Below are 11,975 nucleotides of genomic sequence, written 5' to 3' on the forward strand. Positions count from 1 at the left end.
CACGGTGAGAGGGAGCAGGACGGACGGCTCGGTGGTTGCGCCAACAACCACCGAGCCAGGCAGTACCTTCCATCGCCCGGCGAAGGCATCTACGTGCAGGTAGATGCGGGGCCGATGGATCGTCAGGTAGCGACGAATCGACGAGGAGTCGACATGGCAACCGCCAAGGACAAATCTATCAACCGGCGACCGCATACGAGTCTGCCGGTCATCGCGGGGTCCAGCCTCGCCGGTACCGCCGTGGAGTGGTACGACTTCTTCCTCTACGGCACCGCCGCCGCGCTGGTGTTCAACAAGCTGTTCTTCCCGTCGGAGGATCCGCTGGTCGGCACCATGCTGGCGTTCGCGACCTACGCCGTGGGGTTCGTCGCGCGGCCACTCGGCGCCGCCGTGCTCGGCCACTTCGGCGACGTCAAGGGCAGGCGCGCCACGCTGATCGCGAGCCTGCTGCTGATGGGCGTGTCGACCTTCCTCATCGCGCTGCTGCCCACCTACGCCGCCATCGGCGTCACCGCGCCGCTGCTGCTGGTGCTGTTGCGGCTGGTGCAGGGCTTCGCGCTCGGCGGCGAGTGGGGCGGTGCGGTGCTGCTGGTCTCCGAGCACGGCGACTCCAAGCGGCGCGCGTTCTGGTCGGCCTGGCCGAACCTCGGCCCGCCGCTGGGCAACCTGATGGCCGCGGGCGCGCTGGCGCTGCTCGGCGCGGTCCTGCCGGAGGAGGCGTTCCTGTCCTGGGGCTGGCGCGTCGCGTTCGGCATGTCGGCGCTGCTGGTCGTCATCGGGCTGGTGCTGCGGCTGTACGTCGCGGAGACCCCGCTGTTCGAGCAGACCAGGGCCGCGACCAGCCCGGCGGTGCTGCGGATGCCGCTCACCGCGGCGGTGCGCGGGTACTGGCGCCAGATCCTGCTGGCCGCCTTCACCCGCTTCGGTGAGAACGCCGGCTTCTACATCTTCTCGCTGTTCGTGATCACCTACCTCACCCAGATTCTCGACCTGCCGCGCAGCACCGGCCTCAACGCGGTGATGATCGGCATGGTGGTGGCGCTGGTGGCGATCCCGCTGTTCGCGGTGCTGGCCGACCGGATCGGGCGCAGGCCCATCTACATCGGCGCCTCGATCGCGACGATCGTGTGGGCGTTCGCCTTCTTCGCGCTGCTCGACACCGAAGCCACCGGCGCGATCTTCCTCGCGGTGGCCGTCGGACTGGTCATCTTCGCCGCCTACAGCGCCGTCATCGGGGCGTTCTTCTCCGAACTGTTCCCGACCGAGGTGCGCTACTCGGGGGTGTCGCTGGCCTACAACCTGGCGTCGGTGCTGGCCGGATCGCTGGCGCCGATCATCGCCATCGCGCTCTACGACCGTTTCGGCTCCGGTCAGGCCATCGGCGCCTACCTGGCACTGATGGGCGTGATCTCACTGGTCGCCGCCCTGGTGGCCAAGGAGACCCGCACGGTCGACCTCGCCGACGTGCAGGAGGAGGCGCCGGCCACCGGCACCGCCACCGACGCGGCAGTAGTCATCCCGTAAATCACCGAGGAAAGGGCATCTCTCATGACGACATCGAAGACCAGCGCGGCCTCCGCGCCGGAGCTGGCCTACGAATGGTTGAAGAACACCATCCTCACCCTGCCGCGCGATGAAGAGATGTTCCTGTCCGAGGCCCAGGTCGCCGCGGCGTCGGGAACCTCGCGTACCCCGGTCCGCGAGGCACTGCTCCGGCTCGAGGCCGAGGGTTTCATCCGCCGGGTGCCCCACAAGGGCGCCTACATCCCGGCACTCACCGACAAGGACGTCGACGACGTCATGCAGGCCCGCCGGGTCGTGGAGGAGTGGTCGATCGCGCAGGTCGCCCCGAATCCCGGCCAGGTGCCCGACCGGCTGCGGGAACTGCTGGCCGCCCAGGACGCCGACACCGACCCGGTCGAGTTCATCGCCCACGACCTCGAGTTCCACACCACCGTCATCCGCGCCGCGGGCAACCAGGTGATGCACGAGTTCTACCGCTCCCTGCGCGACCGCCAGATGCGGATGGGCGTGCGCATCATGCTCTCCGACGAACGCCGCAAGAAGCAGGTGCTCGTCGAACACGGCGCGATCGTGGACGCCCTCGCCGCCGGTGACACCGAGGCCGCCATCCACGCGGTGCGCGAACACCTCGACACCACCCTGTGCTCGCTCAAGCAGCCCAGGTTCTGACCCCACTCCTAAGGACCTTCCATGAAAGTCGCTCTGGCACAACTGGCCAGTCCGGACGCCGAGACCGCCGCACACCGGCTCGAACGGGTACGTCAGTCGCTGGCCGCCTTCCGCGCCGACGCCGACCTGATCGTGCTGCCCGAACTGTGGCGGGTCGGCTACAACCACTTCGCCGACTACCAGGCCGCCGCCGAGACCCTCGACGGTCCCACCGTCCAGGTGCTGGCCGCCGTCGCCCGCGAACGCCGCTGCTACCTGCACATCGGCAGCATCGTCGAGCGCGCCGACGGCGACCGGCTGCGCAACACCGCCGTCCTGCTCGACCCGGACGGTCGGATCGCGCACCGCTACAGCAAGATTCACGTCTTCGGCTACCGCTCGGAAGAAGCCCGGCTGCTACAGCCCGGACAGCAGATCCGCGTCGCCGACACCGCCTTCGGCCGCACCGCCGCCACCACCTGCTACGACCTGCGCTTCCCCGGCCTGTGGAGCGAATTGGTCGACGCCGGTGCGGAAATCGTCGTCGTGCCGGCGGCCTGGCCCGCGGCCCGGCTGGCGCACTGGCGGCTGCTGACCGGAGCCCGCGCGGTCGACAACCAGGTGATCGTCATCGCCTGCAACGCGGTCGGCACCCACAACGGTGTCGAGCTGGGCGGGCACAGCCGCGTGGTGGACCCGTGGGGCGAGGTGCTCGGCGAGGCCGGCGCCGAGGAGGGCTTCACCGTCGTCGACATCGACCCGGCGGTCGTCGCGCGGACCCGTGCGGAATTCCCCGTGCTGGCCGACCGGCTCGACGACTACCGCGGCCTGAATCGCTGCGAGGTGCCGGCGTGACCGAGACCATCACCGCCGTCCTGTCCTGCACCGTCCTGGATTCCGGGGAGACCCTGTCCTTCGACGGCGCCCGGGCGATCGTCGCCGGCTACACCGGCCGTGACGAGGCCGCGGTGCGCCACCACATCGACGAACTGGCCGCCATCGGGGTCGCACCGCCGGAGTCCGTGCCGATGCTCTACCCGGTGTCCACCGCCACCGTGACCACCGCCGCGACCACGCCGGTGCCGAGCGCCGACACCTCCGGCGAGGTCGAGCCGGTGCTGCTGCGGCACCGCGGCCGGTACTTCCTCGGCGTCGGCTCCGACCACACCGACCGGGCCCTGGAGACCATCGACATCGGCGAGTCGAAACGCGCCTGCGCCAAGCCGATCGGCCCGCACGTGGTGGAGGTGGCCGACTGGTCGCGTTTCGACTGGGACGCCTGCCGCGCCCGCAGCTGGGTGGACGGAAAGCTCTACCAGGACGGCACCCTGGCCGCCCTGCGCACGCCCACCGATCTGCTCGCAGTCGTCGCCGACCGGCTCGGTGACGACGGCGGCGATTTCGTCTGCTTCGCGGGCACGCTGCCGTTGCTCGACGGCGAATTCACCCCCGGCACGCGCTGGGACCTGGAACTGCTGCTGCCCGACGGGCGCGCCCTGACCCACACCTACACCACCCTCGAAGGAGCTCGCGATGCGCACCGGAGCTGAGTACCTGTCCTCCCTCAACGACGGCCGGGTCGTGCTCGTCGACGGCGAGAAGGTCGACGACGTCACCACCCACCCGGCGTTCGCGCCCGTCGCCCAGACGATCGCCGAACTGTTCGATCTGGCCGCCGACCCGGCCAACGGCATGCAGTACACCGCGCCGGAGACCGGCGGCCCGGCCAACCGGGTGTTCGGCATCCCGCGCAGCCAGGAGGAACTGCGGGCGCGCCGCGAGGCGATCCAGACCTGGGCCCAGCACACCCACGGCTGGGTGGGCCGCAGCCCCGACCACGTGGGCACCTTCCTCGCCTCGTTCGCCGCGCACCCCGAGGTGTTCGCCGAGGGCACCCGCGACTTCTCGGCCAACGTCACCGCCTTCCACCGGCGGCTGCTGGCCGACAACCTCTACGTCTCCTACGCGATCATCCCGCCGCAGGTTTCGCGGGCCACCACCGCCTCGGGCTGGGAGGGCGAGTTCCTCCAGGTCGGCGTGGTGCGCGAGACCGAGGAGGGCCTGATCGTGCGCGGCTCGCAGATGCTGGCCACCGGCGCGGCCATCGCCGACGAGATCCTGGTGTCCTGCATCAAGCCGCTCGGCCCCGACGACCAGGACTTCGCGGTGTCGTTCGTCGTCCCCGCCAACGCCGAGGGCCTCAAGCTCTACTGCCGCCGCCCCTACGCCCCGGCCGCCACGAGCAGCTTCGACTACCCGCTGACCAGCCGCTACGACGAGCCCGACGCGCTGGTGGTGTTCGACGACGTGCTCATCCCGTGGGACCGGGTGTTCGTCGACCGCGACATCGCGGGCGTGCGCAGGCAGTTCTTCGACACCGGCGCGCACGCGCTCGGCAACTGGCAGGCCCAGATCCGGTTCGCCACCAAGCTGCGGTTCATCGCGGGTGTCGCGCGCCGCGTCACCCAGGTGAACGGGGTGGACAAGATCCCGAGCGTGCAGGAGAAGCTCGGCGAACTCGCGGCCCTGGTGGCCGGTGTCGAATCGGCGGTGCTGGCCGCCGAGTACACCGCCACCCCCGACGAGGCGGGCCAGTGGGTGCCGGGCAAGCGCGCGCTCTACGGTTCGATGGGCCTGCAGTCGGAGATCTACCCGCGGGTGCTGTCGATCCTGCGCGACCTGGTCGGCGGCGGTGTGCTGCAGCTGCCCTCCAGCGTCGCCGATCTCACCAGCCCGCTCACCTCCGGCGACGTCACGCACTACGTGCAGTCGCCGGGTGTGCCCTCCGAGGACCGCATCAAGCTGTTCAAGCTGGCGTGGGACATCATCGGCTCGGAGTTCGCCGGGCGCCACCAGCAGTACGAGCTGTTCTACGCGGGCGCGCCGTTCGTGGTGAAGGGCGCCTACACCTACCGCAACTACGGCTACGAGGAGCCGCTGCGCGACGTCGAACAGTTCCTCGCCGCCTACAAGTCCGAAACCGCCTGAGAGCCTGAAACCGCCTGAGAGGCAGAAGATATGGCCAAGCCCGAATTCGAGTTCTTCCCCGTCACCGACGTCGAGTACACGGTGTGCCCGGGCGGTGATCCCGCCATCACCGAGCGCATCCTGGCCCGCGACCCGGACGGCAATGTCGCCACCCGCATCCTGCGCTACGAGCCCGGCGCCGACTCCACCCCGATGGGCGTGCAGAAGCACGACTTCTGGGAGGAGGTCTACATTCTCGAGGGTTCCTTCACCGACCTCACCCTCGGCCAGACCTTCACCGCGGGCATGTACGCCTGCCGCCCGCCGGGCATGCCGCACGGTCCCTGGCGCACCGACGAGGGCGTGGTGACCTTCGAAGTCCGCTACCACAGCAGGTAGGAGCCCTGCCATGACACTACCGGCATTCCATTGCCCCACACCCTCGGACATGCGCCGCAGCATGGGCCGCTTCACCACCGGCGTGGCGATCGTCAGCGCCGACGACGGCACCGGCAACCCGTGCGCGATGACCATCAGCTCGCTCACCTCGGTGAGCCTGGAACCGCCGATCCTGCTGGTCTCGCTCACCCACGGCAGCCGGACCACCGATGCGGTGGAGGCGGGCGGCCGCTTCGCGGTCTCGATCCTGGGCTCCCGCCAGGAGGCGATCGCCCGCCGCTTCGCCACCCGCGGCGGCGCCCGCTTCGAGGGCCTGCCGGTGGACCTGAGCCGCTCCGGCCTGCCGTTGATCCCGGACGCGCTGGCGCAGCTGGAGTGCCGGGTGCACAGCGCGCACGACGTCGGCGACCACCGCGTCTTCTACGGTGAGGTCGTGGACATGCGGTGGCGCGACGGCACCGGATTGGCCTTCTACTCCGGCCGCTTCGGCGATTTCCACGACTTCGGTCACGACGAATTGCCCTGGTTGTACTGACGGGATGCCGGTGGGCGGGCACCGTGCCCGGCCACCGGCACCCGGTGTGGACCGGAGTTCAGCCGGCGTGGGCGGCGCGCCCGACCTGCGCGTGCGCCAGGACCAGCAGGTGGGTGCGCAACCGGGCCCAGGCGCGTTCCGGGCGGTCGGAGTCGCGGGCCGGATAGCAGCGGATGAGCAGGCCGGTGATGGCGTCCATGGCGGTGACGACGAGTTCGTTGAACGACTCGGCGGAGATGCCGCTGAGCGCCATCGCGCTGCCGGCCGCCTTGATGCTGCTGACGACCACCTCTTCGACCGCTTCCACCTGCCGGGCCAGCGCCGGATCGGTGCGCGAGGCGACCAGCAGCTCGATGGCGGCGGTGAACAGCGGGCCCTGGTACAGCGCCCACAGCAGGTCCAGCGCGTCGGGGATGAGGCTCTCGCCCTGGGTGAGCCGGGCGAAGGTGCGCAACGCCTCCTCGGTGCGCTTCACCGCCAGATACCGCACCGCCCCCGCGACCAGATCCTCCCGGGAGGGATAGTGGTGCAGCAGGGCGCCGCGGGTCACCCCGGCGCGCTTGGCCACCATCTGCGTGGTCGTCTCGCCGTAGCCGACCTCGAGCAGGCATTCGATGGCCGCGTCCATCACCTTCGCCTGCGTCTCCGCGCTGCGCTGCTCCTGGGTCCGCCGCGGCCGGGCGGGCCGGGCGGCGGGCGGCGAGGCGTGCGGTGCTGCGGACATGCTGCCGACAATAACAGTCAGTGCCGTCGCCAACTCGCCGCAGGCGTGCCGGGTTCGACCGGCCTCACCTGCGACGATCCGGTGCTCGTCGCAGTCCTCGGTGCTCGAGGAGGCGGGCCGGCGAGGACGGCTGCGGGCCCGCCGGTGATCGCGGTGGCTCGGCCGCGCGGGTCGATGGCGGGCGTACTCATGCGGGCCTCCGGTCGAGGTGTGCGTCGAGGATCAGGGTGGCCGTGGTGTCGAGGTCGCCGAGCCGTGGGCAGTGCGCGGAGCCGGGCAGCAGGGGGATCCTCGGAAAACGCTGCCTCGCCTGGCTCAGCGGCCGAGCAGTCCCTTGGCGATGTGGGTCACCTGGATCTCGTTGCTGCCCGCGTAGATCATCAGTGACTTGGCGTCGCGGGCCAGCTGTTCGACGCGGTATTCACTCATGTAGCCGTTGCCGCCGAACAGCTGCACCGCCTCCATCGCCACCTCGGTGGCGGCCTGGGCGGCGTAGAGCTTCATCGCCGACGCCTCGGCGAGCGTGGGCAGTTTGCCCGCCCGCGCCCGCTCCAGCGTGCTGAACACCATGTTCTGCACGTTGATCCGCGCGATCTCCATGGTGGCCAGCTTGAGCTGCACCAGCTGGAACCGCCCGATCTCCTGGCCCCACAGTCTGCGGTTCTTCGCGTAATCGATGCACAGCCGGTGGCATTCGGCGATGATGCCCAGCGCCATGAACGCCACCCCGATGCGCTCGGTGGTGAAGTTGGCGCGGGCGCTGTCGCGGCCGTCGCCGCCGCGGTGGTCCTCGGTCTCCCCGAGCAGCCGGTCGCGGCCGAGCCGCACGTTGTCGAAGAACAGTTCGCCGGTGGGGGAGGCGTGCAGCCCCATCTTCTTGAACGGCTTGGACTGGGTCAGGCCCTCCATGCCCTTGTCCAGCACGAAAGTGAGCACCTTGCGATCGCGCCGGTCCACCCCCGGCTCGTCGAGTTTGGCGTAGACGACGATGATGTCGGCGTACGGGCCGTTGGTGATGAAGGTCTTGTGCCCGGTGAGCAGGTAGTCCTCGCCGTCGCGGCGCACGTAGGTCTTCATCCCGCCGAAGGCGTCCGAGCCGGAGTCGGGTTCGGTGATGGCCCACGCGGCGACCTTGTCCATCGTCACGATGTCGCGCAGCCAGCGTTCCTGCTGGGCGAGCGTGCCGCGGGACATGATCGTCGCCGCGCCGAGCCCGATGCTGACACCCACCGCCGTGAGCAGGCCCATGCACACCCCGGACAACTCGCCGACCACGACCGCCGCCATCGAGGCCTGCGCGCCGAGCAGATCGCCCGCGCCGCGCTTGGCCGTCGAGGCGGGTTCCTGCCCGGCCGCGAGCGCCTCCTGCCTGGCGCGCTTCTTCGCCAGCAACGAGTCCACCTGCTCGCCGGCCATCGCGTCGATGCCGAACTCGGCGAACAGTTTCCGTGCGATCGGGTACGGCGACATCGTGCCGTCCTCCAGCGCGTCCAGGTGCGGGCGCACCTCCTTGTCGATGAAGCCGCGCACGGCTTGGCGGATCATCTCGTCGGTCTCGGACCACTCGAACATGTCGGTCTCCTCAGCTCTGCGCCGGTCTCACGGCAGTCGGGCGGCGATGTCGTCGATCAGCCACGGGCCGTCGGTCTCGATGGTCTTCACGTCGTGCCAGCCGGCCAGTTCGGAGATGGCGCCGCCCTGCACGGCGAACACCTTGCCGGTCAACCGGCAGGCGTCCCCGGCGAGATAGGCGACCAGGGGGGAGATGTTGGCGGGGCTGAACGCGTCGAAACCGCCCTCGTTCTCGGCGGATTCGGCCTCGGCGGCCATCATCGCGCCCATGCCCGGGGTGGCCAGGGTCAACCGGGTGCGCGCGATCGGCGCGATCGCGTTGACCCGGACGCCGTAGCGGCCCAGCTCCTCGGCGGCGACCAGGGTGAGCGCGGCGATGGCGGCCTTCGCGGCGCCGTAGTTGGCCTGGCCGGCGTTGGGCACCGTGGTCCCCGAAGCGGAGGCGGTGTTGATCACCGCGGCGTCGGGCTGGTCGCCCGCCTTCGAGCGGTCCTTCCAGTGCGCGGCGGCGTGGCGCAGCACGGCGAAGTGGCCCTTGAGGTGGACATCGAGTACCGCGTCCCACTGTGCCTCGGTCATGCCCGCGAGGAAGCCGTCGCGCAGGATGCCCGCGTTGTTGACCACCACGTCGAGCCGGCCGAACTCCGCGACCGCCCGGTCGACGAGCGCTTTCGCGTCCGACCAGTCGGCGACGTTGCCGGTGTCGGCGACCGCGCGTCCGCCCGCGGCGACGATCTCGTCGACCACCTGCTGCGCCGGGCCCGCGTCGTGGCCCTCGCCGGAATTGCTGCCGCCGTAGTCGTTCACCACGACCGCGGCGCCCTCGCGGGCGAAGAGCAGGGCATGTTCGCGGCCGATGCCGCGGCCCGCGCCGGTGATGACGGCGACCTTGCCGTCGAGTGTTCCCATCTGTCGCGCTCCTGTTCGCAAAGCTCAATCGGTGAAAACGGCGAGACCGTCGCCGAGTACCACGTCCGTGCCGCGCACGGTTTCGAAGGCATAGGTGGCGGCGCCGGTGCGCCAGATCCGGGTCTCGAGGTCGTCGGAGGGGAAGACCATCTTCGAGAAGCGCACCGCCAGCCGCTTCAGCCGTGTGACGTCGGCGTCACCCACCTCGGTGAGCACCGCCCACGACGCGAACGCCATCGTGCACAGGCCGTGCGCGATGATGCCGGGCAGGCCGGCGTCCTTGGCCACCTGTTCGTCCAGGTGCAGCGGAACCGGATCGCCGGAGGCCGGGGCGTAGCGGAAGGTCTGGTCGGCATCGATGTGCTGGGCCACCTTCGCCACCGGCTCGCGGTCGCGGATACCGTCGGGGAGCTTGTGGGACGGGCCCAGCTCGCCGACGGACCGCCCGTTGCTGGCGTCCGCGCCGCGGAAGAACATCGTCACGTACTGCTCGTTGACGAGTTCGCCCGCGGTGTCGCGGCATTCGACGTGCACCACCGCGCGGGTGCCCTTGGGCAGTCCCTCGTAGCCGGTCATCCGCGCCCGCGAGACCAGGGTGTCGCCGGGGCGGATCGGCCGGTGGAAGTGGAAGTCCTGTTCGCCGTGCACACCCCGGCCGAAGATGGACAGCGGGACCACGTCGACGGCGGGCTCGATCATCCGCTCGAACACCGGCACGATCGCGAACACCGGGGAGGCGATGTCGCCGCGGCGGTGCGCGGGGATCGGATCGTTGGTGGCGGCGGCGTAGTCGGCGATGCGGTCGCGTTCGACGGTGAACGGGAAGTCCTCGGTCCAGACGTTCAGGTTCTCCTCGGCGAAGGCGAGGTCGGGGTTCACCACGTCAGACCCCGGCGGTGGCGAGCGCTTCGAGCTTGCCCACGCTGTCCTCGAGCTGGCGGCCCGCGTCCTTCTCCACCGCCTTGCCGAGCGCGCCCTTGATCATGGCGCCCTCGAAGTCGCCCGCGATGTGGAAGTCGCTGCCGCCGTCGCGGGCGGTGAGCGTGAACGCGAATTCGACCTTGACGCCGGCCAATCCGGTGCCGGTGAGCACCAGCTTGCTCGGTGCCTCGACCTCGCGGACGGTCCATTCGATCTTGTTGGCCATGCCGAGCATGACGACCTTGGCGACCAGGGTGGTGCCGACGGCGAGGTCGGCGGGCGGTTCCTCGAGCCACTTGTCGTGCACGGTGAACCAGCTGCTCCACGAGGCGAGGTCGGAGACGACGGCCCACACGGCCTGCGGTTCGGCGGCGAGGTGCTTGGTTTCTTCGATGTGTCCCATGATCGGCTCCTCGATCGGGTCGGCGGCGGACCGCCACGGTGCGTGTGTGGTTGAGGGGAGGGTCAGCGCTCGGCGCGCTGATAGGCGGTGACGACGGCGGCGCCGCCGAGTCCGATGTTGTGCTGCAATGCCGCGGTGACGCCGTCGACCTGGCGCTTGTCCGCGGTGCCGCGCAGCTGCCAGGTGAGTTCGGCGCACTGGGCGAGTCCGGTGGCACCGAGCGGGTGGCCCTTGGAGATCAGCCCGCCGGAGGGGTTGACCACCCACCGGCCGCCGTAGGTGGTGTCCCCGGCGTCGACGAGTGCGCCCGCCTCGCCCGCGCCGCACAGGCCGAGCGCCTCGTAGAGCAACAGCTCGTTGGCGGAGAAGCAGTCGTGCAGTTCGATCACCTGGAAGTCGCGCGGCCCGAGCCCGGACTGCTCGTACACCTGCTGTGCGGCAGCGACATTCATGTCGTAGCCGATCAGTGCGGCGGCGGTGCCCGCGGCGAAGCTGGACTCGACATCGGTGGTCATGGCCTGGCCGACGATCTCGACCGCCTGCCCGGCCAGGTCGTGCCGCGCCACGAACGCTTCCGAGGCCAGCACGGCCGCACCGGACCCGTCGGAAGTCGGCGAACACTGCAATTTGGTGAGCGGGTCGTAGATCATCGGCGCGGCGAGGATCTCGTCGAGGGTGTAGGCGTCCTGGAACTGCGCGTACGGGTTGTTCACCGAGTGCGCGTGATTCTTGTGGCCGATGCGGGCGAACTGTTCGGCGGTGGTGCCGTACTTCTGCATGTGTTCGCGGCCCGCCGCGCCGAACATCCAGGGTGCGGGCGGGAACTTCACCTCCGAGATCTGCGCGAGCAGGTCCATGTGCCGCATCATCGGCTGCTCGCGGTCGGTGAAGGTGGCCCCCAGCGAGCCGGGCTGCATCTTCTCGAAGCCCAGCGCCAGGGTGCAGTCGGCCAGGCCGCCCCGGATCGCCTGGGCGGCGAGGTACAGCGCGGTGGAACCGGTCGAGCAGTTGTTGTTGACGTTGACGATCGGAATTCCGGTGAGACCGAGTTCGTAGACGGCGCGCTGGCCGGAGGTCGACTCGCCGTAGACGTAGCCGACGTAGGCCTGCTGCACGTCGGTGTAGGCGATACCCGCGTCCGCCAGCGCCGCGGTGCCCGACTCACGGGCCATGTCGGGGTAGTCCCAGTCGCTGCCGTCCGCGTTCTTGCGCCGTCCGGGTTTCTCGAACTTCGTCATGCCCACGCCGACGACAAACACCCTGTTCGCCATGGAGCGCCTTCCTCTTCGGATCGTGGCCCTGGTTCCGGGTTGCCAGAAACCTACACAGCTGACTGTTTATTTGGCAAGCAAAACCGGCACCTTACCGGGAAT

General features: G+C 70.0%; 13 protein-coding genes. 7 read left to right on the forward strand and 6 right to left on the reverse strand.

Annotation, left to right across the window (positions count from 1 at the left end):
• Nucleotides 1-153: 153 nt before the first annotated feature.
• From CRM89_RS03530 to CRM89_RS03560, 7 genes are read left to right on the forward strand one after another with little or no spacing between them, the layout of a single operon-like run.
• On the forward strand, nt 154-1,524 hold the full coding sequence (locus CRM89_RS03530) for an MFS transporter (protein ID WP_060592165.1): 1,371 nt from the start codon (nt 154-156) through the stop codon (nt 1,522-1,524).
• Between the two features lie 24 nt (nt 1,525-1,548).
• Nucleotides 1,549-2,193: a GntR family transcriptional regulator gene (locus CRM89_RS03535; protein ID WP_011208615.1), complete on the forward strand. Its 645-nt coding sequence runs from the start codon at nt 1,549-1,551 to the stop codon at nt 2,191-2,193.
• Nucleotides 2,194-2,214: 21 nt separating this feature from the next.
• A complete protein-coding gene (locus tag CRM89_RS03540) occupies nt 2,215-3,027 on the forward strand; it encodes a carbon-nitrogen family hydrolase (protein WP_098083214.1) in 813 nt (270 codons plus the stop codon).
• Nucleotides 3,024-3,722, forward strand: a complete 699-nt coding sequence (locus CRM89_RS03545; RefSeq protein ID WP_098083215.1) for a DUF2848 domain-containing protein — start codon at nt 3,024-3,026, stop codon at nt 3,720-3,722. Before CRM89_RS03540 ends, CRM89_RS03545 begins: the two co-directional genes overlap by 4 nt.
• On the forward strand, nt 3,706-5,160 hold the full coding sequence (locus CRM89_RS03550) for a 4-hydroxyphenylacetate 3-hydroxylase family protein (protein WP_011208618.1): 1,455 nt from the start codon (nt 3,706-3,708) through the stop codon (nt 5,158-5,160). The genes CRM89_RS03545 and CRM89_RS03550 overlap by 17 nt, the downstream gene beginning before the upstream one ends.
• Before the next feature lie 30 nt (nt 5,161-5,190).
• On the forward strand, nt 5,191-5,538 hold the full coding sequence (locus CRM89_RS03555; protein ID WP_011208619.1) for a cupin domain-containing protein: 348 nt from the start codon (nt 5,191-5,193) through the stop codon (nt 5,536-5,538).
• A gap of 10 nt (nt 5,539-5,548) precedes the next feature.
• Nucleotides 5,549-6,073, forward strand: a complete 525-nt coding sequence (locus CRM89_RS03560) for a flavin reductase family protein (RefSeq protein ID WP_011208620.1) — start codon at nt 5,549-5,551, stop codon at nt 6,071-6,073.
• Nucleotides 6,074-6,131: 58 nt separating this feature from the next.
• Here the strand turns inward: CRM89_RS03560 and CRM89_RS03565 are convergent, their stop codons facing one another.
• From CRM89_RS03565 to CRM89_RS03590, 6 genes are all read right to left on the reverse strand, one after another.
• Nucleotides 6,132-6,797, reverse strand: a complete 666-nt coding sequence (locus CRM89_RS03565) for a TetR/AcrR family transcriptional regulator (RefSeq protein WP_060592157.1) — start codon at nt 6,795-6,797, stop codon at nt 6,132-6,134.
• Between the two features lie 315 nt (nt 6,798-7,112).
• Nucleotides 7,113-8,369, reverse strand: coding sequence for an acyl-CoA dehydrogenase family protein (locus tag CRM89_RS03570; protein WP_098083216.1), 1,257 nt, complete (start codon nt 8,367-8,369; stop codon nt 7,113-7,115).
• Between the two features lie 27 nt (nt 8,370-8,396).
• A complete protein-coding gene (locus CRM89_RS03575; protein ID WP_011208623.1) occupies nt 8,397-9,278 on the reverse strand; it encodes an SDR family oxidoreductase in 882 nt (293 codons plus the stop codon).
• Between the two features lie 24 nt (nt 9,279-9,302).
• On the reverse strand, nt 9,303-10,160 hold the full coding sequence (locus tag CRM89_RS03580) for a MaoC family dehydratase (protein WP_170986900.1): 858 nt from the start codon (nt 10,158-10,160) through the stop codon (nt 9,303-9,305).
• Between the two features lies 1 nt (nt 10,161).
• Nucleotides 10,162-10,602, reverse strand: a complete 441-nt coding sequence (locus CRM89_RS03585) for an SRPBCC family protein (protein WP_060592153.1) — start codon at nt 10,600-10,602, stop codon at nt 10,162-10,164.
• A 62-nt stretch (nt 10,603-10,664) separates the two neighbouring features.
• Nucleotides 10,665-11,873: a lipid-transfer protein gene (locus CRM89_RS03590; protein ID WP_098083217.1), complete on the reverse strand. Its 1,209-nt coding sequence runs from the start codon at nt 11,871-11,873 to the stop codon at nt 10,665-10,667.
• Nucleotides 11,874-11,975 lie beyond the last annotated feature (102 nt).

The organism is Nocardia sp. FDAARGOS_372 (assembly GCF_002554515.1).
GTDB classification, from domain to species: domain Bacteria; phylum Actinomycetota; class Actinomycetes; order Mycobacteriales; family Mycobacteriaceae; genus Nocardia; species Nocardia farcinica.

Bases quoted from the DNA above. Each gene is read 5' to 3' on its own strand.
- CRM89_RS03560 (WP_011208620.1), top strand. From the start codon at position 5,549: ATGACACTACCGGCATTCCATTGCCCCACACCCTCGGACATGCGCCGC.
- CRM89_RS03555 (WP_011208619.1), top strand. From the start codon at position 5,191: ATGGCCAAGCCCGAATTCGAGTTCTTCCCCGTCACCGACGTCGAGTAC.
- CRM89_RS03575 (WP_011208623.1), bottom strand. From the start codon at position 9,278: ATGGGAACACTCGACGGCAAGGTCGCCGTCATCACCGGCGCGGGCCGC.
- CRM89_RS03535 (WP_011208615.1), top strand. From the start codon at position 1,549: ATGACGACATCGAAGACCAGCGCGGCCTCCGCGCCGGAGCTGGCCTAC.
- CRM89_RS03565 (WP_060592157.1), bottom strand. From the start codon at position 6,797: ATGTCCGCAGCACCGCACGCCTCGCCGCCCGCCGCCCGGCCCGCCCGG.
- CRM89_RS03585 (WP_060592153.1), bottom strand. From the start codon at position 10,602: ATGGGACACATCGAAGAAACCAAGCACCTCGCCGCCGAACCGCAGGCC.
- CRM89_RS03570 (WP_098083216.1), bottom strand. From the start codon at position 8,369: ATGTTCGAGTGGTCCGAGACCGACGAGATGATCCGCCAAGCCGTGCGC.
- CRM89_RS03530 (WP_060592165.1), top strand. From the start codon at position 154: ATGGCAACCGCCAAGGACAAATCTATCAACCGGCGACCGCATACGAGT.
- CRM89_RS03590 (WP_098083217.1), bottom strand. From the start codon at position 11,873: ATGGCGAACAGGGTGTTTGTCGTCGGCGTGGGCATGACGAAGTTCGAG.
- CRM89_RS03540 (WP_098083214.1), top strand. From the start codon at position 2,215: ATGAAAGTCGCTCTGGCACAACTGGCCAGTCCGGACGCCGAGACCGCC.
- CRM89_RS03550 (WP_011208618.1), top strand. From the start codon at position 3,706: ATGCGCACCGGAGCTGAGTACCTGTCCTCCCTCAACGACGGCCGGGTC.